The organism is Ramlibacter sp. GS1-15, from assembly GCF_057785015.1.
On sequence record NZ_JBYNTU010000001.1, the window covers coordinates 1,356,266 to 1,380,022 of the forward strand.

21 protein-coding genes and 1 pseudogene are annotated in these 23,757 nt (G+C 66.8%); 13 read left to right on the plus strand and 9 right to left on the minus strand.

Translation table 11 applies throughout. The features are described 5' to 3' along the window. The first annotated feature begins 64 nt into the window (after positions 1-64). The 6 genes from AC3EF3_RS06830 to AC3EF3_RS06855 all read left to right on the plus strand — a co-directional run bounded on the left by AC3EF3_RS06830 (position 65) and on the right by AC3EF3_RS06855 (position 7,170). Positions 65-2,032 (plus strand): DNA topoisomerase IV subunit B, encoded by a 1,968-nt coding sequence (locus AC3EF3_RS06830; protein WP_488531401.1) that lies wholly within the window; start codon positions 65-67, stop codon positions 2,030-2,032. 10 nt (positions 2,033-2,042) lie between these two features. Next, positions 2,043-2,603, plus strand: a complete 561-nt coding sequence (locus AC3EF3_RS06835) for a GNAT family N-acetyltransferase (RefSeq protein WP_488531402.1) — start codon at positions 2,043-2,045, stop codon at positions 2,601-2,603. Continuing rightward, positions 2,600-3,373, plus strand: coding sequence for a lytic transglycosylase domain-containing protein (locus AC3EF3_RS06840; RefSeq protein ID WP_488531403.1), 774 nt, complete (start codon positions 2,600-2,602; stop codon positions 3,371-3,373). The genes AC3EF3_RS06835 and AC3EF3_RS06840 overlap by 4 nt, the downstream gene beginning before the upstream one ends. Before the next feature lie 2 nt (positions 3,374-3,375). Continuing rightward, the gene (gene parC / locus AC3EF3_RS06845) at positions 3,376-5,700 is read left to right on the plus strand and encodes a DNA topoisomerase IV subunit A (RefSeq protein WP_488531404.1); all 2,325 of its coding nucleotides are present in this window, start codon (positions 3,376-3,378) and stop codon (positions 5,698-5,700) included. 82 nt (positions 5,701-5,782) lie between these two features. After that, entirely contained in the window at positions 5,783-6,679 is an 897-nt protein-coding gene (locus tag AC3EF3_RS06850) for an EamA family transporter (RefSeq protein WP_488531405.1), read from the plus strand. A 38-nt stretch (positions 6,680-6,717) separates the two neighbouring features. Further along, positions 6,718-7,170 (plus strand): VOC family protein, encoded by a 453-nt coding sequence (locus AC3EF3_RS06855; protein WP_488531406.1) that lies wholly within the window; start codon positions 6,718-6,720, stop codon positions 7,168-7,170. An 85-nt stretch (positions 7,171-7,255) separates the two neighbouring features. On the opposite strand, the gene AC3EF3_RS06860 is transcribed toward AC3EF3_RS06855, so the two are convergent. The 9 genes and pseudogenes from AC3EF3_RS06860 to AC3EF3_RS06900 all read right to left on the minus strand — a co-directional run bounded on the left by AC3EF3_RS06860 (position 7,256) and on the right by AC3EF3_RS06900 (position 13,663). Further along, on the minus strand, positions 7,256-7,714 hold the full coding sequence (locus AC3EF3_RS06860; protein WP_488531407.1) for a chorismate--pyruvate lyase family protein: 459 nt from the start codon (positions 7,712-7,714) through the stop codon (positions 7,256-7,258). Between the two features lie 117 nt (positions 7,715-7,831). Further along, complete coding sequence (bioF, locus tag AC3EF3_RS06865; protein ID WP_488531408.1) at positions 7,832-9,046, minus strand: 8-amino-7-oxononanoate synthase; 1,215 nt, start codon at positions 9,044-9,046, stop codon at positions 7,832-7,834. Beyond that, on the minus strand, positions 9,043-9,723 hold the full coding sequence (gene bioD, locus AC3EF3_RS06870) for a dethiobiotin synthase (RefSeq protein WP_488531409.1): 681 nt from the start codon (positions 9,721-9,723) through the stop codon (positions 9,043-9,045). The genes bioF and bioD overlap by 4 nt, the downstream gene beginning before the upstream one ends. Beyond that, complete coding sequence (locus AC3EF3_RS06875) at positions 9,720-11,018, minus strand: adenosylmethionine--8-amino-7-oxononanoate transaminase (RefSeq protein ID WP_488531410.1); 1,299 nt, start codon at positions 11,016-11,018, stop codon at positions 9,720-9,722. Before AC3EF3_RS06875 ends, bioD begins: the two co-directional genes overlap by 4 nt. Positions 11,019-11,037: 19 nt before the next feature. Further along, positions 11,038-11,229: pseudogene (locus AC3EF3_RS06880) on the minus strand (aspartate 1-decarboxylase); the annotation flags it as partial. Positions 11,230-11,348: 119 nt separating this feature from the next. After that, positions 11,349-11,762 (minus strand): response regulator, encoded by a 414-nt coding sequence (locus tag AC3EF3_RS06885; RefSeq protein WP_488531411.1) that lies wholly within the window; start codon positions 11,760-11,762, stop codon positions 11,349-11,351. Then, complete coding sequence (locus AC3EF3_RS06890; protein ID WP_488531412.1) at positions 11,755-11,997, minus strand: hypothetical protein; 243 nt, start codon at positions 11,995-11,997, stop codon at positions 11,755-11,757. Before AC3EF3_RS06890 ends, AC3EF3_RS06885 begins: the two co-directional genes overlap by 8 nt. 8 nt (positions 11,998-12,005) lie before the next feature. Continuing rightward, positions 12,006-12,230: a hypothetical protein gene (locus AC3EF3_RS06895; RefSeq protein ID WP_488531413.1), complete on the minus strand. Its 225-nt coding sequence runs from the start codon at positions 12,228-12,230 to the stop codon at positions 12,006-12,008. Between the two features lie 2 nt (positions 12,231-12,232). After that, complete coding sequence (locus AC3EF3_RS06900; protein WP_488531414.1) at positions 12,233-13,663, minus strand: flavin monoamine oxidase family protein; 1,431 nt, start codon at positions 13,661-13,663, stop codon at positions 12,233-12,235. Between the two features lie 166 nt (positions 13,664-13,829). On the opposite strand from AC3EF3_RS06900, the gene AC3EF3_RS06905 reads away from it, so the two are divergent. From AC3EF3_RS06905 to AC3EF3_RS06935, 7 genes are all read left to right on the plus strand, one after another. Next, positions 13,830-14,243: a RidA family protein gene (locus tag AC3EF3_RS06905; RefSeq protein WP_488531415.1), complete on the plus strand. Its 414-nt coding sequence runs from the start codon at positions 13,830-13,832 to the stop codon at positions 14,241-14,243. A gap of 102 nt (positions 14,244-14,345) precedes the next feature. Continuing rightward, positions 14,346-15,710: a DUF1329 domain-containing protein gene (locus AC3EF3_RS06910; RefSeq protein WP_488531416.1), complete on the plus strand. Its 1,365-nt coding sequence runs from the start codon at positions 14,346-14,348 to the stop codon at positions 15,708-15,710. A gap of 27 nt (positions 15,711-15,737) precedes the next feature. Next, positions 15,738-17,624: a DUF1302 domain-containing protein gene (locus tag AC3EF3_RS06915; protein ID WP_488531417.1), complete on the plus strand. Its 1,887-nt coding sequence runs from the start codon at positions 15,738-15,740 to the stop codon at positions 17,622-17,624. Continuing rightward, positions 17,625-20,003, plus strand: coding sequence for an efflux RND transporter permease subunit (locus AC3EF3_RS06920; RefSeq protein WP_488531418.1), 2,379 nt, complete (start codon positions 17,625-17,627; stop codon positions 20,001-20,003). It abuts the gene before it with no gap. A gap of 17 nt (positions 20,004-20,020) precedes the next feature. Further along, positions 20,021-20,998, plus strand: a complete 978-nt coding sequence (locus AC3EF3_RS06925) for a WD40/YVTN/BNR-like repeat-containing protein (protein ID WP_488531419.1) — start codon at positions 20,021-20,023, stop codon at positions 20,996-20,998. A gap of 57 nt (positions 20,999-21,055) precedes the next feature. After that, on the plus strand, positions 21,056-22,186 hold the full coding sequence (locus AC3EF3_RS06930; RefSeq protein WP_488531420.1) for a saccharopine dehydrogenase family protein: 1,131 nt from the start codon (positions 21,056-21,058) through the stop codon (positions 22,184-22,186). A gap of 15 nt (positions 22,187-22,201) precedes the next feature. Further along, a complete protein-coding gene (locus AC3EF3_RS06935) occupies positions 22,202-23,755 on the plus strand; it encodes an AMP-binding protein (protein WP_488531421.1) in 1,554 nt (517 codons plus the stop codon). Positions 23,756-23,757 lie beyond the last annotated feature (2 nt).

The following is a 23,757-nucleotide window of genomic DNA, read 5'->3' on the forward strand; positions in this document are numbered from 1 at the left end:
GGGAATAAACCCACGGCGCCGGGGTGACTGTATTTCCATACAGTCAACTACAATCCCGGCTCCCATGGCAACCAAATCCCCGAGCGACTACTCCGAAGGTTCGATCCGCGTGCTCAAGGGCCTGGAGCCCGTGAAGCAGCGGCCCGGCATGTACACGCGCACCGACAACCCGCTGCACGTGATCCAGGAAGTGCTGGACAACGCGGCGGACGAGGCGCTGGCCGGCCACGGCAAGCGCATCAAGACCACCTTGCATTCCGACGGCTCGGTCTCGATTGAAGACGACGGCCGCGGCATCCCGTTCGGCCTGCATCCGGAAGAAAAGGCGCCGGTGATCGAGCTGGTCTACACGCGGTTGCACGCGGGCGGCAAGTTCGACAAGGGCAAGGGCGGTGCCTACAGCTTCTCCGGCGGCCTGCACGGCGTGGGCGTGTCGGTGACCAACGCGCTGGCCAGGCGCCTGGAAGTCACCACGCACCGCGAGGGGCAGGTTGCGAAGGTCGTGTTCTCGGGCGGCGACGTCATCGAGAAACTCCATATCCGCAAACTGCAGGAAGGCGAGCGCCGCCAGGGCACGACGGTGCGCGTGTGGCCCGACGCGAAGTACTTCGAGACGGCGCAGCTGCCGCTGGCCGAGCTCGCGCACCTCCTGCGCAGCAAGGCGGTGCTGATGCCGGGCGTCACCGTGTCGCTCGTCAACGAGAAGACGAAGGACACGCAAAGCTGGCAATACAAGGGCGGCCTGCGCGATTACCTGATGCAGACGCTCACGGCCGACCCGGTGATCCCGCTGTTCGAGGGCGAGGGCTTCGCGCAGAACAACGACCAGTTCGCCGAGGGCGAGGGCGCCCAGTGGTGCGTGGCCTTCACCGAGGAAGGCCAGCCGGTGCGCGAGAGCTACGTCAACCTGATCCCGACGTCGGCCGGCGGCACGCACGAGAGCGGCCTGCGCGACGGCCTGTTCAACGCGGTGAAGAGCTTCGTGGACCTGCATTCGCTGCTGCCCAAGGGCGTGAAGCTGTTGCCGGAAGACGTCTTCGCGCGCGCCTCCTATGTGCTGTCGGCCAAGGTGCTCGACCCGCAGTTCCAGGGCCAGATCAAGGAGCGCCTGAATTCGCGCGATGCGGTGCGGCTCGTGCCGAGCTTCGTGCGCCCGGCGCTGGAGCTGTGGCTGAACCAGCACGTCGAATACGGCCGCAAGCTCGCGGAACTCGCGATCAAGGCCGCGCAGTCGCGCCAGCGCGCCGGCCAGAAGGTCGAAAAGCGCAAGGGCTCGGGCGTGGCCGTGCTGCCGGGCAAGCTCACCGATTGCGAGAGCCGCGACGTTTCGCACAACGAGGTCTTCCTGGTCGAAGGCGATTCGGCCGGCGGCAGCGCGAAGATGGGCCGCGACAAGGAGATGCAGGCCATCCTGCCCCTGCGCGGCAAGGTGCTCAATACCTGGGAGGTCGAGCGCGACCGTCTCTTCGCCAATACCGAAATCCACGATATCGCGGTGGCGGTCGGGGTGGATCCGCACGGGCCCAACGACAGCCCGGACCTCTCGGGCCTGCGCTACGGCAAGATCTGCATCCTGTCGGATGCCGACGTGGACGGCTCGCACATCCAGGTGCTCCTGCTCACGCTGTTCTTCCGGCACTTTCCCAAGCTCATCGAGGCGGGCAACGTGTACGTCGCCCGGCCGCCGCTCTTCCGCGTGGATGCGCCCGCGCGCGGGAAAAAGCCGGCTTCGAAGACTTACGCCCTTGACGAAGGAGAGCTCACCGCTATCCTCGACAAGCTGCGCAAGGAGGGCGTCCGCGAAGGAGCCTGGACCATCAGCCGCTTCAAGGGCCTGGGCGAGATGAGCGCCGAGCAGCTGTGGGAGACGACACTGAATCCCGACACGCGCAGGCTGCTGCAGGTGAAGCTCGGCGAACTCGACTTCCTGCAGACCGAAAGCTTGATCACCAAGCTCATGGGCAAGGGCGAGGCCGCCGCCCGCCGCGAGCTCATGGAACTCCACGGCGATGCCGTGGAAGTGGACATCTGAGACGAAACTCGTGACCGCCGCCAACTTCGCTGCCAGCTCGCCGGACCGCACCACGGCCCGCGTGCGGCTGCGCCCGACGATGTCGAGCGACCTCGACTGGATCGTGTCGCTGGAGCAGGCGGAAGAGAACGTCCCTTTCATCACGCCGTGGGAGCGCACGCAGCACGAGGCGGCGATCCGCTTCCCCGATTTCCGCCACTTCGTCGTCGAAGGCGGCGAGGATTTGTCGGCCGTCGGCTTCGTGATCCTGATCGGCTGCCGCAACCCGAACCAGGCGATCGAGCTGAAACGCATGGTGATCCAGGCCAAGGGCGCCGGCTTTGGACGCGCCGCTCTGCGCATGGCCAAGAAGATCGCCTTCGACGATCTCGGCGCGCATCGTTTCTGGCTCGATGTGAAGAGGCGCAACTCGCGCGCCAAGGCCCTGTACGACAGCGAAGGCTTCGTCGTCGACGGCGAATTGCGCGACGCGGTGAAGACGGCCGAAGGTTACGAGTCGCTGATCGTCATGTCGATGCTGCACTCGGAGTTCATGGGGCGCCGTTCGCTCGGGCTGGAGCTGCGGGCATGAGGCGGTTCGCGTCCCTCCTTGCCGCATCCGGCCTCGCGCTCCTGCTGGCGACGCCTGCACGGGCGGAAGTCTGGGGCTACGTGGACGCCAACGGCGTCGCGCATTTCGCGGCCGAGAAGGTGGACGAGCGGTACGAGCTTTTCTTCCGTGGCGGCGAAAGCTTCGACACGTCGGCCGGCGTCGGCACGCCGCGTCCCGTGGCCGTGCCTTCCGCGGCCGCATCGAAGCTGATCGCCTTCTTCGAGATCTCGACCAGCTACAAGCAGGTGCAGCATCACCTGCGCGCCGCCTCTCGCGCCAACGACATCGATCTCGAGTTGCTCAAGGCCCTGATCGCCACCGAGTCCGGCTTCGATGCCCACGCCGTGTCGCCCAAGGGGGCAGTGGGCCTGATGCAGGTGATGCCCGAGACCGCGCAGCGTTACGGCGTGACCGGCAAGCTGGCCGACCCCGCCGTCAATATCAAGGCCGGCACAAGATACCTGCGGTACCTGCTGGACCTGTTCCCCGGCCGCCTGGACCTCGCGCTCGCCGCCTACAACGCGGGCGAGGGCGCCGTGATGCGTGCCGGCAGGCAGGTGCCGAATTACAGGGAAACGCAGAACTATGTGAAGACGGTGATGCAGCTGTACGCGATGCTCAAGCCGCCGTCGTCGCTGCGCGGCCCGGCGCGGGTCCGTATGGAGATCCCGGGTCGCGCCAACCTGCCTGCAGAAATGCCGAACGCAAGTGTCGCCAAAGAGATGCCAGACACGCAGGACCTTTACTGAACGTGGAACAAGAACTCATTTCCCTCGACAGCAACGGCGGTGGCGACGACCTCGGCCTCGCTTCGTACGCGCAGCGCGCCTACCTCGAATACGCCCTCTCGGTCGTCAAGGGTCGCGCACTGCCCGATGTGGCCGACGGCCAGAAGCCGGTGCAGCGGCGCATCCTCTATTCGATGGCCCGCATGGGCCTTTCCTATAACGGCGCGGCCGGCGCGCGACCGGTCAAGAGCGCGCGCGTGGTCGGCGACGTGCTGGGCCGCTTCCATCCGCACGGCGACCAGGCGGCGTACGACGCGCTGGTGCGCATGGCGCAGGATTTCTCGCAGCGCTATCCGCTGATCGACGGCCATGGCAACTTCGGATCGCGCGACGGCGACGGCGCCGCGGCGATGCGCTACACCGAAGCGCGCCTGGCTCGCATCGCGAACCTGCTGCTGGACGAGATCGACGAAGGCACCGTCGCTTTCATTCCCAACTACGACGGCAGCACGCAGGAGCCGCAGCAACTGCCGGCGCGCCTGCCGTTCACGCTGCTCAACGGCGCGAGCGGCATCGCCGTCGGCCTGGCGACCGAAATCCCCAGCCACAACCTGCGCGAGATCGCCGATGCGTGCATCGCGCTGGTGAAGAACCCCAGGCTCACCGACGACGAACTGTTCGAGATCGTCCCCGGCCCCGACTTTCCGGGCGGCGGGCAGGTGATCAGCGCGGCCGCCGACATCGCCGAGGCCTACCGCACGGGCCGCGGTTCGCTGAAGGTGCGCGCGCGCTGGAAGATCGAGGATCTCGCGCGCGGCCAATGGCAGCTCGTGGTCACCGAACTGCCGCCGGGCGTGAGCGCACAGAAGGTGCTGGAGGAGATCGAGGAGCTCACCAACCCCAAGGTGAAGGCGGGCAAGAAGGCGCTGCTGCAGGAGCAGATCCAGCTGAAGCAGACCGTGCTCGCGGTGCTCGACGCCGTGCGCGACGAATCGAGCAAGGACGCGCCGGTGCGCATCGTGTTCGAGCCGAAGACCAGCCGCATCGAGCAGGGCGATCTGATCACGACGCTGCTGGCGCACACCAGCCTCGAAACGTCCGCGCCGGTGAACCTGACGGCGATCGGCCTGGACGGCAAGCCAGTGCAGAAGTCGATGCGGCAACTGGTGACCGAGTGGATCGAGTTCCGCCACCAGACGATCGAGCGGCGCTCGCGCCATCGCCTGGACAAGGTGCTGGACCGCATCCACATCCTCGAAGGCCGGCAGATCGTCCTGCTGAACATCGACGAAGTGATCCACATCATCCGCAACTCGGATGAACCGAAGCCCGCGCTCGTTGCGCGCTTCAAGCTGTCGGACCGGCAGGCCGAAGACATCCTCGAGATCCGCCTGCGCCAGTTGGCACGGCTGGAAGCGATCAAGATCGAGCAGGAACTCAAGGACCTGCGCGAGGAGCAGAAGAAGCTCGAAGAGATCCTCGGCAGCCCGGCCGCGCTGCGCCGCCTGATGGTCAAGGAGATCGAGGCCGACGCCAAGCAGTTCGCCGACGCGCGCCGCACGCTGATCCAGGCCGAGAAGAAGGCCGTCGCCGAGATCAAGGTGGTCGACGAGCCGGTGACGGTGGTCGTCTCGCAAAAGGGCTGGGTGCGCGCACGCCAGGGTCATGGCCACGAAGCGGCCAGCTTCGCGTTCAAGTCGGGCGACGGCTTGTATGCCACCTTCGAATGCCGCACGGTGGACACGCTGCTCGCCTTCGGCAGCAACGGCCGGGTCTATACCGTGCCGGTGTCGACGCTGCCCGGTGCGCGCGGCGACGGCCAGCCGGTCACGACGCTGGTCGAGCTCGAGCCCGGCACGCACCTCGTGCACTACTTCGCCGGAGCGCCGGGCGCGTGGCTGTTGCTGTCGAACACCGGCGGCTACGGTTTCATCGCGACCGTGGAGAACATGATGTCGCGCCTGAAAGCCGGCAAGGCCTTCATGAGCGTGGGCGAGGGCGAATCGGTGTGCCGTCCTTCCCCCGCGAACGTCGCGCCGCAGCCGCCCGCGACGCAGGTCTGCTGCATTTCGGCGGCGAAGCGCATCCTGACCTTCGACATCTCCGAGCTGAAGGCCATGCCCAATGGCGGGCGCGGCCTGCTGCTGATCGACCTGGAGAAGAAGGACGAACTCGTCGGTGCTGCCGCCTACACGCGCAGCGTGAAGATCACGGGCACGAGCCGCGACAAGGAGCGCGAGGAGGTGCTGGAGATCCGGTCGCTGAACAACGCGAAGGCCGGCCGCGGCCGCAAGGGCAAGACGACGGAGCTGGGATTCAAACCCACGGGGATCGAACGGGTGGAGTGAGCGCGGATTCATTCCGCGCGCGCATCATTCCCGCGCGTCCTTTTCATCAGCACTGCCGCAACGCGCGTGCGACCATCGCAGCATGCCTTTCACGCACCTGCTCCTCGCCCTGGCCGTCGTTTTCGTCTGGGGCACGAATTTCGTCGTGATCAAGTGGGGGCTGGCCGAGTTTCCGGCCTTCCTGTTCGCCGCGCTGCGCTTCCTGCTGTGCGTCGTGCCGTGGATCTTCTTCATTCCGCGGCCGCAGGTCTCCTGGGCCAAGCTCGCGGCCTTCGGCATTCTGCTCGGCGCCGGCCAGTTCGGCCTGTTGTTCCTCGCGATGCAGCACGACGTCACGCCGGGCCTGGCCTCCCTCATCATCCAGACGCAGGTGTTCTTCACGATCGGCATGGTGATGCTGATGCACGGCGAGCGCGTGCGCCCGGCGCAGGTGCTGGCGATGTCGCTGGCGATCGGCGGCATCGCGACCATCGGCTGGCACGCCGTGGGCGGCGGCGCGTCGGTCACGCCGCTGGGACTCGTGCTGGTGCTGTGCGCCGCGGCGTCGTGGTCCGGCGCGAATGTCGTCGTGCGCAGCGCCCGCCGCGTGAACCCGCTCGCCTTCATCGTGTGGGCGAGCCCGTTCGCGCTGCCGCCGCTCTTCGCGCTGGCGTTCCTCGTGCACGGCGGCGATGCGATCGCCGCATCGTTGCAGGCTTCCACCTGGGCCGGCTGGGCCGCCGTGGCGTGGCAGGCCGTGGGCAACACGCTGTTCGGCTACGCCGCGTGGAACTGGCTGCTCGCCCGCCATCCGGCGGCGACCGTCGCGCCCACGGCCTTGCTCGTGCCGGTGTTCGGCATGAGCGCCTCGGCCTGGCTGCTGGGCGAGCCGCTGCAGGGCTGGAAGCTGCTCGCCGCCGCGCTGGTGATCGGCGGGCTGGCGCTGAATCTTTATGCCGGGTCACTGGTCAATCGGGTGCTGCGCCGGGCTCGGGCTTAGGTTGCATCTCCCCCGGCCTCCAAGCGAAAGGACACATCATGAGCGTGAAACGAATGGACAACGTCGGGATCGTTGTCGAAGATCTATCCGCAGCCATCGAGTTCTTCACTGAACTCGGCCTCGAGCTCGAGGGTCGCGCCACCATCGAGGGAGAGTGGGCGGGCCGCGTGACCGGCCTCGGCTCGCAACAGGTCGAAATCGCGATGATGCGCACGCCGGACGGTCACAGCCGGCTCGAGTTGTCCCGGTTCCTGTCGCCTCCCGTGGTCGCCGATCACCGCAGCGCGCCCGTGAACGCACTGGGGTACCTGCGCGTCATGTTCGCGGTGGAGGATATCGACGACACGCTTGCGCGATTGGGAAAATTGGGTGCGGAGCTCGTTGGCGAGGTGGTGCAGTACCAGGACATCTATCGGCTTTGCTACATCCGTGGTCCCGAGAAGATCCTGATCGGCCTGGCACAAGAGCTTCGGCGCCCGCCCACGCGCTGAAGCGCAGGCCGCGCGCGCATGCGGCGCTCTGAACTTCGGTGCGTTTGCGGATCGCGTCACATCCTGCAGCGCGCGGGCGGACGAATTAGCGGATGTGCGCGAGGACACCGCGGCGAAAGGTTTCGGCGACGAGCATGCAGGGCGCCCGCAGTGTATGGATGCACTGCGAGCGCGACGCCAGCAGGTCGGGCTCGCCCACAGCGCTCCACAGCTCCTCGAGCAAGCGCCTGTCCTGTTCGCGCTGCGTGCGTCGAGTCCACACGTCCGAAAGGACGTGGCCGATCGGGCGGATTCCTTTTTCCAGTTCCTGCACCAAGGGCGGGGGGAGCGCATCGATGGCGATGTACGCAAGGCTGTCCAGCAGCACATGCCCCACCGCATGGAGGGATGTGACGCGCCTGAGGAACCGATCGCCCGGCAGAACGCCGTCGAGCTCTCCGGGCAGCTCGCCAACGAGGCGTTGGTCGACGACATGCACGGAAATCGCGGCACCGGTCATCGTTTCAAGCAGTCGTGTCGTCGAGCCATCCTGCGCCAGCAGCAAGCGAAGGATGGCTTGCTCCCATCTTCCTTCGGCCGGGGCGCCCCTGTCGCGCGAGAACGGTTCCCGGCGAAGCGGTTTGGATGGGCGGTCATGCATACGTGAAGATCTCATTCGGCTTCAGCCGCGATCGTTTGAAAAGCAGGTCGCAGCCGAAGCCAGTTCGCCCAGCGCCGCGATCAGCCGATGGATGTCCGCCTTGCTGTGGGCGGCGGACAATGCAATGCGCAGGCGGGCCGTTCCTTCGGGCACCGTCGGCGGCCGGATCGCCGGGACCCACAGTCCGCGAGCACGCAGGCCTTCCATCACGTGCAGCGCCTGTGCGTTTCCGCCGATGACCAGCGGCTGGATGGCCGTGGCGGAAACGCCGAGCTGCCAGCCCGACGTCTCCACGAGCGGCGCCACGCCTCGACGCAATTGATCGATGTGGTCGCGCAGGCGCTTGCGCCTGTCGTCTTCCCGCTCGATCAGCCCGAGGCTGGCGCTGAGTGCACAGGCGAGCAGAGGCGGCGCGGCCGTCGCGAAGATGTAGCTGCGGGTCTTCTGCAGCAGCCACTCGATGATGGCGTCGTGGCCCGCGACGAAGGCGCCGGCCACGCCGGCAGCCTTGCCCAGCGTCGCCATGTAGACGATGCGGCGCGAGGCGGTGGCGCCGGTCAGGTCGAAGTGGGCGAGGGCGCCGCGTCCTTGCGGCCCGAGCACGCCGAAGCCGTGCGCGTCGTCCAGCAGCAGCAACGCGTCGTGCCGCTCGCACAGCGCCAGCAGGCCGGGGATGTCGGCCAGATCGCCGTCCATGCTGAACACCGCGTCGCTGATGACCAGCTTGCGGCGGGCGGTGCTGCCCGCCAGTTCGCGCTCGAGCGCCTGGAGATCGGCATGCGCATAGCGGTGAATCCGCGCACGCGACAGGCGCGCGCCATCGATCAGGCACGCATGGTTGAGCGCGTCCGAGAACAGCGCGTCGCCTTCGCCGACCAGCGCCGGGATGATCCCGATGTTCGTCGCGTACCCGCCGTAGAAATACAAGGCGCGTGGGAGGCCGACGAAGGCGGCCAGTTCGCGTTCGAGCTGGCCGTTCGCGGCGCTGTGTCCGCTGACCAGGGGCGAGGCGCCCGAGCCGATGCCGAATTCCCGCGCACCCTTGCAGGCGGCCTGGACCAGCGCCGGGTGCTGCGCCAGGCCCAGATAGTCGTTGCTGCAGAAGGCGAGCATGCGCTCACCATCGACGAGCACGTACGCGCCATCTTGTGGAATCACTTCGCGCCGTTTGCGCAGAAGGTGCCGAGCGTCGATCTCCTCGATCCGCGACGGGAACGCGTCGATCCAGGAGCTCATCGCGCAATCCTCCATGCAGGCGGCAGGTCGATGGCGACCTCGCTCGCCTCGGGTCGCGTGGAGTGCGGGATGTCGGCCAGAAGCGGTGCTTGCAGCCGCGCGCTCAAGTAGGCGATGTTGTCCTCCTGGACCTGCATGGCCGGGTCGATGCGGTTCGCGATCCAGCCGGCGAGTTCAAGACCGCGCGCACGGATCGCTTCGGACGTGAGCAGGGCATGGTTCAGGCAGCCCAGGCGCAGTCCCACGACGAGGACCGTCGGCAGTGCCAACACCGCGGCCAGGTCGGCGCCGGTCTCGGTCTCCGTCAACGGCACATGGAAGCCGCCCGCCCCTTCGACGACGACGAAGTCGGCTTGATTGGCCAGGCGCTCGTATCGGCGCCGCAATTCGCGGATATCGATGTGTGTCCCCGCGCGTCGCGCCGCGATGTGCGGCGACAAGGGTTCCGGCAGCAACACGGGGTTGTCCAGCTCCACGTTCGCGCGGAAGCTCGAGGCGGCGCGCAGCGCGACAAGGTCTTCGTTTTCCCACCGGCCTCGGTGGAGGGTCGCGCCCGCGGCGATCGGCTTCATGCCGGCCACACGCGCATGATGACGCTGAAGCGTGTGCAACAGTGCCGCGGCCGCGAGCGTCTTGCCGACACCTGTATCCGTGCCCGTGACGAAACAGCCCTTCATGCGGCCTCCATCGCGAGCGTCGCATCGAGTGCCGCCAGGGCCGCTCGCCCCAGGTGTTCGATCGCCTCGTCGTCCAGGACGTACGGCGGCATGGCATACAGCGTATTGCCGATCGGTCGCAGCAGCAGGCCGCGCGCGATCGCGTGGCGGAAGTATTCGCGCGCGAAGTTCGGCGGCGCGTCCTCGATGTCCCAGGCCCAGATCATTCCGAGCTGACGCGCATGCCTCACGCGCGGATGGCGCGACAAGGGTTCGAAGGCCTGGTCCAGTTGCTGCGCCAGCGTGCGGTTGCGCGCGAGCGCGTCGGTGCGTTCGAACAGTTCGAGCGTGGCGAGCGCCGCGCGGCAGGCCAGCGGATTGCCCGTGTAGGAATGGGAGTGCAGGAACCCCCGCGCGACATCATCGTCGTAGAACGCGTCATACACGGCGTCGGTCGTCAGCACCGCCGACAGCGGCAGTGTCCCGCCGGTCAATCCCTTGGACAGGCAGATGAAGTCCGGCCGGATGCCCGCGTGCTGGTGCCCGAACATCGCGCCGGTGCGGCCGAAGCCGACGGCGATCTCGTCGGCGATCAGGTGCACGTCGTATTCGTCGCACAGTGCACGTGCACGGCGCAGGTACTGGGCATCGTGCATGACCATGCCGGCCGCGCACTGCACCATGGGTTCGAGGATGAGGGCGGCGGTCGTCTCGTGGTTGTGCCGCAGCCAGTCTTCCAGCGCCTTCGCGGCGGTTCGCGCAGCATGGAGCACTCTCGCATCCGGGCTCGGGGCCACGGCGGCCAGCCGCACCAGCGGCGCGTACGCCTCACGAAAGAGGGGGATGTCGGTCACTGCCAGCGCGCCGACGGTCTCGCCGTGGTATCCGCCCGCCAGGCCGACGAAACCGTTCTTGGATGGGCGTCCCATGTTGCGCCAGTAATGCGCGCTCATCTTCAGCGCGATCTCGGTGGCCGATGCGCCGTCGCTGCCGTAGAACGCGTGGCCGAGGCCCGTGAGTTGCGCCAGCTTTTCGGACAACTCCACCACCGGCTCATGCGTGAAGCCGGCCAGCATCACGTGATCCAGTTGTTCGAGCTGCTGCGCCAGGGCGGACTTGATGTACGGGTGCGAGTGACCGAACAGGTTCACCCACCAGGAGCTGATGCCATCCAGGTAGCGGGTGCCATCCGCACCATGCAGCCAAGGACCTTGCGCCCGCACGATGGCGACCGGCAGCCGGCTTTCATGCAGTTTCATCTGCGTGCAGGGATGCCACACGGCGCGCGCGCTGCGCTCGGCGAGTTGGGAGGTCATGGGCGCCGGCTCAGGCCTCACGCTGGCCCTTGATCACGTAAGTGATGAAGCGCTCGCCGTTGGCCATGTTCCAGATATGGATATGCTCGTTCTCGACGATGTCCGCAGCGTCGAGAAGGTCCTCGTCGATCGCGCACGAGCCCTCGTAGTGCAGTTCGCACTGCGTGACGGTGACGCGATGGATCTTCGATTTCAGCAAGGTGCGCAGCACGAGCCTTCTCCTTCAACGACGGCGCATTGTGGCAGTGCGACACGCCGGTACCGGTGCGTACTCCCGACCGTTCGGTAAGTGGCAGGAATGGTGACCACGCTGACGCAGCGGGACTGCCGCTACGACGAATGGGGCATCGATGAGTGCGCGGCCGGGCGTGCGCGTTTCAGCGTGGCCTGCAGGACGGAAAACGGCACGGGTTTGGCCAGGTGCGCGGCGAAGCCGAGCTCGGCCGTCCTCCGGCGCGCTTCCGCATCGCCCCACGCCGAACAAGCAATGAGCAGGGGCGCAGGTTCGAGCTGCGCGAGCAGCGCACCGGCTTCGAAGCCGTCCATGACCGGCATGCCGAGGTCCAGCACCACCGCGTCATAGCGCTCGCGGGTCGCCGCCCTGACGGCCTCCAGCCCGTCGTACGCTGTCTGCGTGTGGTGGCCCGTCATTTCGAGCAGGGTCGACAAGGCCCAGGCTGCATCGGCGTTATCGTCGACGACCAGGATGTTCAGTCCATCGGCATCGAGGTCTTCATCAAGCATGACGGGTCTCCTTGGAAACGAATGGCGGGTGGATGTCCGGAGCGCGTGCCGAGTCACAGACGGAGGCGCAAGCCGAACCCAGAGAGGCAAGCAGCATCGATCCGCCGGCGCCCAGAGCCCAGATGAAGAGCGCGTCCGCCACCCGGCAATTCCTGACGACCAGAGCGGCACATGCGCCATAGCCGAGCGCCAGCGCGACAACCATCAACGCCAGGAGGAACTCTTCGAACATCATTGACGGGGTCAGGCGCTCGCGTGACGGCAAGGAACGACGCGAGGCGCCGCGTACTGCCGGCCCATCATGGCGCGGGCATAGAGATAGCTGTTCCGCCCGCGGTCGCTCAAGGCGTCGAGGTCGACGCGGCCCGCTTCGTCGCACGGGAACACCATGCCCCGGCCCGCGGTGAAGAGCGAATCGAACCGGACTTCGAATCGCGATGGTGGATTGACTGCTTGCGTAATACCCATCTTCAACTCCTTGCGGCCAGCGCCTGCAGCGCGGCCCGATGTCCCGAGCGCACCGCGCCGTCCATCGCGCCCGCCCAGATGTCAGCCGTTTCGGTCCCCGACCAGATCAATCGACCCACCGGGGGATGGAGGAACTCGCCCCACTTCGTCCAGAAGCCGGGTGGCAGCGGATGGATGCAGGTCAGCGACCACGGGTCGGCCTTGCCCCAGTCGAGGTCGTGGTACTGCACCGGTCGCAGCGCCTTGCTTCCCAGCGCGCGCGCATAGATCGCCGAAAGCTCCCGCTCGGCGGCCTTGGGGTCGGAAGGCAGCGCGCCGGGCCTGACGAAGGCGCTGATCACGCCGAGCGAGCCATCCGGGGGCGAGTTGTCGACCGACCACAGGAGGGGGCCCTCGTCCATCGGCATGACTTGTCCGTTGAGACCGTCGTCCCGCCAGAAAGGCCGCGCGTACACGTGCGCGGTCTTGCGCATGGGTGCGTGCGCCGGCCAGAGGCGTTGCAACTGCGCGCGGCCCGTGGGCAGCGGGGGGTCGAAGACCACCTGGTTGCACAGGGCCGGGTTCAAAGCCGCGATGACGCGGCGCGCCCGCACGATGCCCCGGTCCGTCTGCAGCTCCACGCTCTCGCGATCCCATCCGGAGATGCGGCGCACGGGGCAGGAGAGCTTCACCTTGCCACCGAGCTCTTGCGCCATCCGCAGGCTGAGCAGCTGCGAGCCGCCGATGAAGCGCTTTTCCTGGGCGCCATCCTTGATGGACTCGAGATTCGCGTAGCTGCTGTCGGCACTGTTGATCATCGACAGGTAGTGCAGCAGGCTGAGCTGCCGCGGCGGCGCACCGATCGACAGGGTCGCCGCGAGACCGAACGAGAACTTGTCTTCCTCGGACGGGCCTTGCCGCGCGATCCACTCGCCGAGCGAGACCTTGTCGAGTTCCGCCGCATCCGGCGTCCTCCAGGGCGCGCCGCAGGGCACGCCACGCGCCATCGCGCTGAGCTTGTCGGCAATCGGCCCGCCGCCGCCCACGCCACCTTCGAGGTCCTGGGCGGCCTTGGCGCCGGGCGCGAGGAACACGGTCTTGCCGCGATACCAGGTATCGAACGTGTCGATCCGCAACTCGCGCGCCAGATCGGCAATGGCCGTCTGCCCGGGGCCGATCCACTGGCCACCCGCTTCGGAAACGAGGCCGCGCCCCAGGTCGTGGTTGTAGGTCCGCCCGCCGACGCGGTCGCGCGCTTCCAGGACGACGAACGATTCGCACCCGGCGCGCTTGAGGTCGCGCGCGGCGGTCAATCCCGCCAGGCCCGCGCCGATGATCGCGACATCCAGCACCTCGCGCTGCACGGCCGCGGGCGCGCGCGACGCGACACCGGCCGCCGCGGCGGCACTGATGAACCGGCGCCGGCTGAGTGTGCTTGCTTCGTGATCGTTCATGGGGAAGAAATCGAAATTGAGTAGGACAGTAAGAGCAACATAGGACAGATAGATAAACATGTCAAGCCGGTGATGGGGCAGGGAATACCCTGTCTTGTTTATCCGGATTTATTTGTCATCATTACCTAACGTTGGTAATCTGTCCTACACACGAGGAGATCCCGTCATGTCCCCCACCGCCCAACGGCAAACCATCGTCCCCGCTCCCTTCCAGGCGCTTTACGACGCCTTCCACTTCGCACCCGCCACCCGCGTGGGAGGCACGATCTGGGTTTCGGGCCAGGTCGGGATCGACGCCCAGATGAAGCCCGGCAACGGGATGCAGGAGCAGGCCCGGCTTGCCTTCGCCTCCCTGAAAGCAGTCCTCGAGGCCGCAGGCGCGAGCCTGGCCGACGTCGTCGAACTGACGACCTTCCACACCGCCCTGCAGCGTGACATCCAGGCCTTCACCGCGGTCAAGGACGAGTACTTCCCGGCCCGCTTCCCATCGTGGACCGCTGTCGGGGTGACGGAGCTGGCCCTTCCGGGGCTGTGCATCGAGATCCGGGCGGTGGCCGTGGCCGGTTGCGGCAAGGCGTGAGTCGCCGCTGCCGGCGCGCCGCCTTTTTTTTGCGAGCTATGTTTGTCTAATCGTACTACGTTTGTCATTTTGTCCAATTGAGGGACTGGAAGCGAGGCTCAGGTGAGATACACGACGTTGTTCTTCGGCGCCACCCTGGTGATCGGTGCGGCGGCCTTTGGCGCGGTTCCCGACCAGGACGCGGCGCGGCTCGGCAGGGGGCTGACCCCGGTGGGCGCCGAGCGGGCGGGTAACAAGGAAGGGACCATCCCCGAATGGACCGGCGGCGACATGAAGGCGCCCGCCGGCTGGAAGCGCGGCACGCCGCGCCCCGACCCCTACGCCAGCGACAAGCGACTGTTCTCGATCGACGCGTCCAACGTCGACAAGTACAAGGACAAGCTGGCGGTCGGCCAGGTCGAGATGATCAAGACCATCTCGGGCTACCGGATGGACGTCTACCCGACCCACCGCTCCTGCGGCTACCCCGAGTTCTTCTACGAGCGCACGAAGAAGAACGCGACGACCGCCAAGCTCGCCTCGAACGGCCATGACCTGGCCGAAGCGCTCGGCGCCGCCGTGCCGTTCCCGATCCCGCAGAACGGCGCCGAAGCGATGTGGAACCACAAGCTGCACTGGAAGGGCGAAGGGTTCTACATGAACTATGCGGGCTACATCCCGCCGAAGGGCAGCGACAGCATCGGCGAGCCGCTCGCCCAGGAGGAGTGGGAGATGTCGCCGATGTGGTCGCCGGCGAACAAGGGTGTCGCCGACGCCCGCGACATCGAGTACCAGCTCCTCAATGTCTTCTCGAGCCCGCCCTCGATCGCGGGGGACGCCACGCTCGCGCAGTACAACTTCTCCAAGGCCAACGACGTTTGGCTGTACTTCGCGAGCCAGCGCCGCGTGCGGCGGGCGCCGACCTACCAGTACGACGCGCCCGTCCTCAACACGGAAAACCTGCAGGTCGTCGACCAGTACCTGCAGTTCAACGGCCCGATGGACCGCTACGACTGGGAGCTGGTCGGCAAGAAGGAGGTCTACGTCCCCTACAACACCTACAGGATCAACACGCCGGCGGCCAAGGCCGACGATGTGGTGAAGCCGAAATTCCTCAGCCGCGACCTCACGCGCTACGAGCTGCACCGCATGTGGGTGGTGGAGGCAACCCTCAAGAAGGGGATGCGCCACACCTTCCCCAGGCGCACCTTCTACATCGACGAGGATAGCTGGACGGTCCTCGTGGAAGACATGTACGACGCGCAGGGCAAGGTGTGGCGCACGACCGAGATGGGCCCGTACATGGCCTGGGAAGTTCCCGCTTGCGTCTGGGCCGCCAATTCCAGCTACGACCACCAGGCGCGCCGCGCCGTGTTCGACCGCATCCTCGCCGGCTACAGGGAGCCCGACTGGCTCGCTGGGCGTGAAGGACGCGTGAAAGAAAAGACCTTCGAGCCGGACGGCCTGCGCCGGATCACCACGAGATAAGCACGAGCACCCCGAGGAGAAACCCACATGAACATGCGGAAGATCGCGAAAGCCCTGGGAGTCATTGCCGCGGCGCACGGCGGCATGGCACACGCGGCGAAATGGGCGCTGGACAACGACTGGTCGGTGAACCTGGACTCGACCGTCTCGTTCGGCGTGGTGATGCGCACGTCCAGGACGAACTGCAGGTTCGTCGGCAACGACAATGGCGGCTGTGTGGGCGACGCGGCGACGCCATTACAGAACAGCAACCCCGCCGCCTTCTCGTCGAGCCTGGACACCCTGCGCATCAACGAGGACGACGGCAACCTGAACTACAAGCGCGGCCGACCGGCTTCCGCCAACCTGCAATGGACCGGCGACCTGTATGTGAAGGGGACCGACGGCTGGAGCGGCTTGCTGCGCGGCGTCGTCAATCGCGACTTCGCTGCCGGTCACACGCAGCGCGGGCTCGACCCGGATGCCCGGGATTTCGCGGTCAGCAATCCGCGATTGCTCGATGCATACGTCACCAAGGAATTCGAGTTCGCCGGCCAGCAGGCGCGCGTGCGGGTGGGCAACCAGGTGCTCAGCTGGGGCGAAGACCTCTTCATCCCGGGCGGCGTGAACTCGATCAACCCGATCTACCTGCCGTCCGCGCACCAGCCGGGCACGCCGCTGAAAAACCTGTTCATCCCCTCGCCGATGGTGTCGCTCAACTCGTCGCTCGGCTCCGGCCTGGGCATCGAGGCCTTCTACCAGTGGAAGTGGAAGGGGTTCGTGTTCGATGCGCCGGGCACCTTCTTCTCGACCGGCGACATCCTCGGCAAGGGCGCGCGGGGCTACGTGTTCCCGACGTCGGCCGCCAACCAGGTGCTGGCTGGCTTCGGCGTGCCTCCACTGCCCCCCGGCACCATCGGCGACCCCGGCACCACCATCACGGGGCCCAATCCCGCGACAGGGCTGCCCTACAACCGCCGCCTGAGCTTCAATGAGCTTGCCGATCCCAACGCCAACCCGATCGGTCCCTTATTCGGCACCGGCAGCGTCGTGCCGCTCGCCCCGGACAACAGCCCGAACCATGACGGGCAATGGGGCATGGCCCTGCGCTACAAGCTGCCGGACAGCGGCGACGAGCTGGGCTTCTATTACTACCGCTACAGCGACAAGGTGCCGTTCGTCACCTACCAGGTGGTGGGCACCACGGCCAATCCCCTAGGTTGGCAGGTTTACCGCGACTACGCGAAGAAGCGCAACCTGTTCGGGGCTTCGTACAACTTCCAGGCGGGCGAATGGGCGATCGGCACCGAGCTGTCGTACCGCCCGAAGGACAGCGTCGGCATCGACCCGAGCACGGTCATCGACCCGAGCAACCCGTATTACTGCAATGCCCTGGGCGACTTTGCCGTCGCGCCGGTCGGCACCACCTGCCGCGGTGCGGTCGATGCCAAGCACTGGCAGCTGCACCTCACCGGCATCCACATCCTCTCGCCGTCGGGGTCGCTGGGATGGCTGCTGCGCGCGCTGGGCGCCAGCGAAGGCACGATCACCGCGGAAACCGCGGCCGCCTACTACCCCAACCTCAAACTGAATGCCGGCATCCCGTACGCGGTGACGGCCGACTACACGCAGCCGACCAAGCTGTCGGCGGGGCTCGTGTTCGCCGCGGGCGTGACCTACCCCAACGTCTTCGGCACGCGTGCGTCCCTCTCGCCGGACATCGCCATCTCGCAAGGGGTGAAAGGCTACTCCGCGACGCCGCTGCCGGGCTTCGTGCGTGGCGCGGGCGCCGCCGTGGTCGGCGCCACCATCGACTTCAAGACAAAGCCCGAAACCAAGATGCGCGTGGACTACACGCACAACTGGGGCGGCGGCGACAGCAACCTGATGCGCGATCGCAATTTCATGTCCGTCAGCTTCACGACCTCGTTCTAAATGTTGCCTCGCCTGATCACCCGCCTCGAGGCGCTGCTCTTCAAGCATCGGCTTCTCTTCCTGCTCTTGCTCGGGGGATTCACCGTCCTCATGGGCCTGCAGGGATCGAAGCTGCGGCTGGAGGCCGGCTTCGAGAAGCAATTGCCGCAAGGCCACGAGTACATCCAGACTTTCCAGAAGTACCGTGAGCAGCTCTTCGGCGCGAACCGCCTGACCATCGCGGTTCACGCCCGCAAGGGTGACATCTGGAATCCGGCCGCGCTGACGCAGGTGCTCAAGGCAACGGAAGCCGTCGCTTATCTCCCGGGCGTGAACCGCACGAGCGTGACCTCGCTGTGGACCCCGAACGTGTTCTTCACCGAGATCACCGAGGATGGCTTCCGGGCCGAACCGGTGGCCGGTGGGGACATCGTGCCGGAGAAGCTGTCGACCGAGGTGATCGACAAGATGCGGCAACGCACGATCGCAGGCGGCCACATCGGCACCCTCGTCGCGCGCGACCAGTCCAGCGCCCTGGTCACGGCGGAGCTCGTCGACGTCGATCCGCGCACGGGCCAGAAGCTGGATTACATCCAGTTCAACCGCCTGCTCGAGGAGAAGATCCGCAAGCCGTTCGAGAACGACCAGGTCGAGATCGAGATCATCGGCTTCGCCAAGCAGATCGGCGACATCGCCGATCGCGGATCGGACGTCGCGCTGTTCTTCGGCATCGCTTTCCTGCTCACCGCGCTGGCGGTCTACTGGTATTGCCGCTCGATCCGCCTCACGGTCCTGCCGCTCGTCTGCTCGCTCGTCTCGCTGGTCTGGCAATTCGGCACGCTGCGCCTGCTCGGCTTCGGGCTGGACCCGCTCGCGATCCTCGTGCCATTCCTGGTGTTCGCGATCGGCGTCTCGCACGGCATCCAGCAGATCAACTTCATCCTGCGCGAAGTCGCGCACGGCACCGATTCCGCTATCGCCGCCCGCCACAGCTTCACGGGCCTGCTGATCCCCGGCTCCCTGGCACTCATCACCGCGCTGGTGAGCTTCATCACGCTGATCCTCATCCCGATCCCGATGATCCGTGAACTCGCGATCACCGCGGCGATCGGCGTGGGCTACAAGATCGTCACCAACCTGATGATGCTGCCGGTCGCGGCGTCGTACTTCCGCTTCACGCCCCAGTTCGCGAACCGCGCGCTCGCGCAACGCGAGCGGCGCAGCACGTGGCTGGGGGTGGTGGCGCGCATCGCGCAGCCGCGCAACGCGTTGATCGTCACGCTGGCCGGCGCCGCCATCTTTGCCCTCGCGGTGTGGCAAAGCCAGGGCCGCCAGGTCGGCAGCCTGCAGGCCGGCGCACCGGAGCTGCGCGCCGACTCCCGCTACAACAAGGACGTCGCGGCGATCGTCGATCGGTTCGATGTCGGTCTGGACTGGCTCACCGTCGTCTTCGAGGCCACGCCCGACCGCCAGGGCGAGGTCTGCTCGCGCGCCGACGAGCTCCTGTTCGTCGACGAATTCGCGTGGCGCATGGGCGGCGTCCCGGGCGTGGTCTCGACCGACTCGCTGGCCGGCCAGCTCAAGCTCTACAACGCCGGCATGAACGAGGGCAGCCCGAAAATGTTCAACGTGGTGCGGGATCCGCGCGGGCTCGGCGGACAGGTCCAGGGCGTGAACAACCGCATCGCCGGGCTCTCGTCGAGCGACTGTCGCGTGCAGGGCGTCAACCTGTACCTGCCCGACCACCGCGCGACGACCATCGGGAACGTGGTCGGCGCGGTCAAGCAGTTCCGCGATTCGAATTCGCTCGATGGCGTGGCCGTGAAGCTCGCCAGCGGCAACGCCGGCGTGCAGGCCGCGACGAACGAAGTGCTGGAGGCGAGCGAGCTGCCGATGATGCTGTACGTCTACGCCGCCATCCTCGTGCTCGTGTTCCTGGTGTACCGCGACTGGCGGGCGATGATCGCCTGTTGCCTGCCGCTGACCGTGGCCACGTGGATCGGCTACTGGTTCATGAAGAAGCTCGAGATCGGCCTCACGGTGGCGACGCTGCCGGTGATGGTGCTCGCCGTGGGCATCGGCGTGGACTACGCCTTCTACATCTACAACCGCCTGCAGGTGCAGCTGGCGAACGGGCTCGGGTTCACGCCGGCGCTGGAAGCCGCGCTGAAGGAGACGGGCCTGGCCACCGTGTTCACCGCCATCACGCTGTCGATCGGCGTCGCGACCTGGACCTTCTCCACGCTCAAGTTCCAGGCCGACATGGGCGCGCTGCTCACGTTCATGTTCCTCGTGAACATGGTCATGGCGATCACGCTGCTACCCGCGTTCGCCGCGATGCTGGAAGTGTTCTTCCCGCGGCGTGGCCAGGTCCACATGCCGGCCATCCTGAAGCACTAGGACGCATGAAGGAAGTCATGAACCTGCTCCGATTCCTGCCGCCCCTGGCGATCGCCTGTACGCTTGCATGCGCCGCAAACGCGGCTGATGCTCCTGTGGCGAAGAGCTGGCCCACCTTGCAGGCCGCTGCGCATGTCCCGAACGCCATTGCCGCGCCGCTGCTCGCGTCCGCGCGGGCCGGCAACCGCGTCGTCGCCGTGGGCGACCATGGCGTCGTCCTCCTGTCCGATGACGGCACGACTTTCCGGCAGGCGAAGGCCGTCCCGGTCCGCTCCCTGCTGACTTCCGTTCAGTTCGTGGACGCGCAACGCGGCTACGCGGCGGGTCACGACGGCGTCCTGCTCGCCACACAGGATGCCGGAGAAACCTGGACGCTCCTGCGCGCCGAGCCGGGCGTCGAGCGGCCGATCCTCTCCGTGCATTTCGACCGCGTCGATCACGGTATCGCCATCGGGCTGTACGGCTGGGCGATCGAGACGCACGACGCGGGCCGCACCTGGTCCAAGCTCGCTATCGAAACCGGCGAGAACGCCGACCGTCACCTGTTCCACGTGTTCGCGTCGAAAGGCGAATCGCTCTTGATCGCGGGGGAGGGCGGAAGCCTCTTCCGTTCGACGGACAAGGGCAAGTCGTGGGAGGCCGTGAACACGGGCGGCATGGGTTCGCTGTGGTACGGGCTGTCGCTCGCCGACGGCACGCTCCTCGCCTGCGGCATGCGCGGGCACCTGTATCGCAGCGACGACGACGGCAAGACGTGGACGGCCGTCGCATCCGGCACAACGCAATCGCTGACCGGCATCGCGGAGCTTGCCGATGGCAGCGTGATCGTCGCCGGCATGGCCGGAACCATCCTCGAAAGCAGCGACCACGGCAGGACCTTCAAGTCCACGACGCGGCCGCAGCAGGAAGCCTTGACGGCCGTGCTCGGTGGGAACGCCCGGCCGATCCTGCTGTCCATGACCGGTCCGCTGCCCGACGCGAGCCCAGCGAAGTAGACGCGCCGGGCCTCACCTTCATCACCCCTCATCCACCGGAAGTTTCAGGAGACAACAATGGCAAAACACCCCGTCGTCATCTACGGCGCCAGCGGCTACACCGGCATGCTGATCATGGACTGGCTGATCGACCAGAACATTCCCTTCACTGCCGTTGCGCGCAATGCCGGACGCGCGAAGGAAATGATGGCGCAGCGGGTCGTGCGCCTCGAATCCGCGAACTACGAACTCGTCGAAGCGCCCCATGAGGTCGACGCGCTCGCCAAGGTCTTCCGCGGCGCGAAGGTGGTGTGCAACACCGTCGGTCCGTTCCACAACTTCGGCCTGATCGGCGTGGAGGCCGCGCTCAAGGCGGGTTGCCATCACCTCGACACCACCGGCGAGCAGGCCTACATCCGCCAGGTGCGCGACAAGTTCGGCGAGCAGTTCCGGCAGGCCGGCCTGCTCGTGTCGCCGTCGAACGCCTACATGTACACGTTCTCCGAGATCGCCGCCGAGCTCGCGCTGGAAACGCCCGGTGTCGATGCGCTCGAGACCGCCGCCTTGTGCCGCGGCCCGCGTGGCGGCGCGGGGGTGAGCGTGGGCTCGACGGCGACCATCTTCGAAGGGTATCGCCAGGAAGCCTGCTTCCTGTGGGAGAAGCAGCTGGTGCCGCACGCCGCGGATGCGTCGTTCAACATCGTGTCGCCCGACTTCATGCAGCCCGTGTTCTGCCTGCCCTGGGGCGGCACGTCGCTGCCGGTCCACTTCGAGCACGACCCTCGCGTGCGCAGCTGCATCTCCTGCGTGGGCTTCTACGACAACCAGGCCATGCACATGGTGCACGCGCTCGGGAAGAAGTGGGAGGCCGAGTACAAGCACCTGCCGCGCGAGCAGCAAGACGCCGTGCTCAAGCAGATCGTCGATTCGACCACGCCGGCGATGCCGCCGCGCGAGCGCACGACGCTGCAGCGCACCGTCGACTTCGCCATCGGCCGCGGCCAGATCGGGGCGGTGCGGGCCACCGTGCATGGCACCACGCCCTATATCTCGACGGGCGCGATCCAGACCGCCGGCGTGGTCAAGCTCCTCGATGGGGAGACCGCGAAGGTCGGCTTCGCTTCCGGCTCGAAGGCGTTCGGGCATCGCTACCTGCTGGGATTCCTCGAGCAGCGTGGCCTTGCCCGCGCGACGGTAGCGCAGCTGTGACAAAGGCCATCCGCAATGGCCATCATTGATTTCTTCGACCGCGGTTGGCGCATCAACCCGCGCGGTGTCGCGTACATCCAGGACGAACGCAGCTACTCGTTCCAGGAGGTCCGGGACCTGTCGTGCCGGGTCGCCAACGGCCTGATCGCCGCCGGCCTTGAAAAGGAGGCGAAATCCGCCGTCTGGGCCGACAACGACGTCACTGCCTGGACCTGTACGCTGGGGCTGTGGCGCGCCGGCCTGGTGTGGATTCCCGTCAACGGCCGCAACGCACCCGCGGAGAACCGCTTCGTGCTCGACGCGTTCGACTGCGAAGCCTTGTTCTTCCAGAACGCATTCGCTCCCGTAATCGAGGCGATGCGCGAGAAGCTGCCCAAGATCAAGCTCTGGGTGTGCATCGATGCAGACCTGCCCTGGGCGCCATCGCTCGCGCGGTGGAGCGCGAGCCAGCCCTCGACGGCGCCGGACGTCGACCACGACATGGACGACATCATCGCCATCTCGGCGACAGGCGGGACGACAGGCATACCCAAGGGCGTGATGAACACGCATCGAGGGCTGCAAACGTACTTCGCGCAGTTCATGATGGCGTTCCCCTACGGGACGCAGCGTCCCGTGAACCTCGCGGCGGCGCCGATGACGCACACCGCGGGCATGCTCTCGGTGCCCTGCACGGCGCGTGGGGGAACGGTGGTGGTGCTGACCAAGCCCGATCCGGCGACCCTGCTCGGCGCGATCGCCAAGCATCGCGTGACCGAGTTCTTCCTGCCGCCCACGGTGATCTACCGGCTGCTCGACATCCCCGGAATCGAGAAGCAGGACTTCAGCTCACTCAAGTACTTCATCTACGGTGCGGCCCCGATGTCGGTCGGCAAGCTGAAGCGCGCGATCGAAGTCTTCGGTCCGGTCATGGCGGGTGGGTACGGCCAGACCGAGGCACCGGCGTCGATCTCCTACCTCACGCCCGCCGAGCATTTCGTCGACGGGCAACTCGCGCCCGACGAAAGGCTTTCGTCGGTGGGGCGCCCGAACCCGCTGATACGCGTGGAGATCATGAACGAGCGCGACGAGCCGCTGCCGCAAGGCGAAACCGGCGAGATCTGCGTACGCGGTGACCTCGTCATGAAGGGCTACCACAAGGCGCCGGACAAGACGGCCGAGACGATCGTCGACGGCTGGCTGCACACGGGCGACATCGGCCACCTCGACGCCGAGGGCTACCTGCACATCACCGACCGCAAGAAGGACATGATCATCAGCGGCGGCTTCAACGTCTACCCGAGCGAAGTGGAGCAGGTGTTGTGGACACACCCTGCGGTGCGCGACTGCGCGGTGATCGGCGTGCCCGACGAGAAATGGGGCGAGGCCGTGAAGGCGGTGGTGGAGCTCAACGCCGGCCACGAGGTGAAGGCCGAGGAGCTCATCGCGCTGTGCAAGGACAGGCTCGGCTCCGTGAAGGCGCCCAAGAGCGTGGACTTCGTAGCGGCGCTGCCGCGTAGCGCGGTCGGCAAGGTGTTGAAGAAGGACTTGCGCGAGCAGTACTGGCGCGGAGTGCAACGCAGGATCTGAAC

Coding starts and splice junctions, on each gene's coding strand:
- AC3EF3_RS06830 (WP_488531401.1), top strand. CDS start 65: ATGGCAACCAAATCCCCGAGCGACTACTCCGAAGGTTCGATCCGCGTG.
- AC3EF3_RS06840 (WP_488531403.1), top strand. CDS start 2,600: ATGAGGCGGTTCGCGTCCCTCCTTGCCGCATCCGGCCTCGCGCTCCTG.
- AC3EF3_RS06850 (WP_488531405.1), top strand. CDS start 5,783: ATGCCTTTCACGCACCTGCTCCTCGCCCTGGCCGTCGTTTTCGTCTGG.
- AC3EF3_RS06855 (WP_488531406.1), top strand. CDS start 6,718: ATGAGCGTGAAACGAATGGACAACGTCGGGATCGTTGTCGAAGATCTA.
- bioF (WP_488531408.1), bottom strand. CDS start 9,046: ATGAGCTCCTGGATCGACGCGTTCCCGTCGCGGATCGAGGAGATCGAC.
- bioD (WP_488531409.1), bottom strand. CDS start 9,723: ATGAAGGGCTGTTTCGTCACGGGCACGGATACAGGTGTCGGCAAGACG.
- AC3EF3_RS06875 (WP_488531410.1), bottom strand. CDS start 11,018: ATGACCTCCCAACTCGCCGAGCGCAGCGCGCGCGCCGTGTGGCATCCC.
- AC3EF3_RS06885 (WP_488531411.1), bottom strand. CDS start 11,762: ATGCTTGATGAAGACCTCGATGCCGATGGACTGAACATCCTGGTCGTC.
- AC3EF3_RS06890 (WP_488531412.1), bottom strand. CDS start 11,997: ATGATGTTCGAAGAGTTCCTCCTGGCGTTGATGGTTGTCGCGCTGGCG.
- AC3EF3_RS06895 (WP_488531413.1), bottom strand. CDS start 12,230: ATGGGTATTACGCAAGCAGTCAATCCACCATCGCGATTCGAAGTCCGG.
- AC3EF3_RS06900 (WP_488531414.1), bottom strand. CDS start 13,663: ATGAACGATCACGAAGCAAGCACACTCAGCCGGCGCCGGTTCATCAGT.
- AC3EF3_RS06905 (WP_488531415.1), top strand. CDS start 13,830: ATGTCCCCCACCGCCCAACGGCAAACCATCGTCCCCGCTCCCTTCCAG.
- AC3EF3_RS06915 (WP_488531417.1), top strand. CDS start 15,738: ATGAACATGCGGAAGATCGCGAAAGCCCTGGGAGTCATTGCCGCGGCG.
- AC3EF3_RS06920 (WP_488531418.1), top strand. CDS start 17,625: ATGTTGCCTCGCCTGATCACCCGCCTCGAGGCGCTGCTCTTCAAGCAT.
- AC3EF3_RS06925 (WP_488531419.1), top strand. CDS start 20,021: ATGAACCTGCTCCGATTCCTGCCGCCCCTGGCGATCGCCTGTACGCTT.
- AC3EF3_RS06930 (WP_488531420.1), top strand. CDS start 21,056: ATGGCAAAACACCCCGTCGTCATCTACGGCGCCAGCGGCTACACCGGC.
- AC3EF3_RS06935 (WP_488531421.1), top strand. CDS start 22,202: ATGGCCATCATTGATTTCTTCGACCGCGGTTGGCGCATCAACCCGCGC.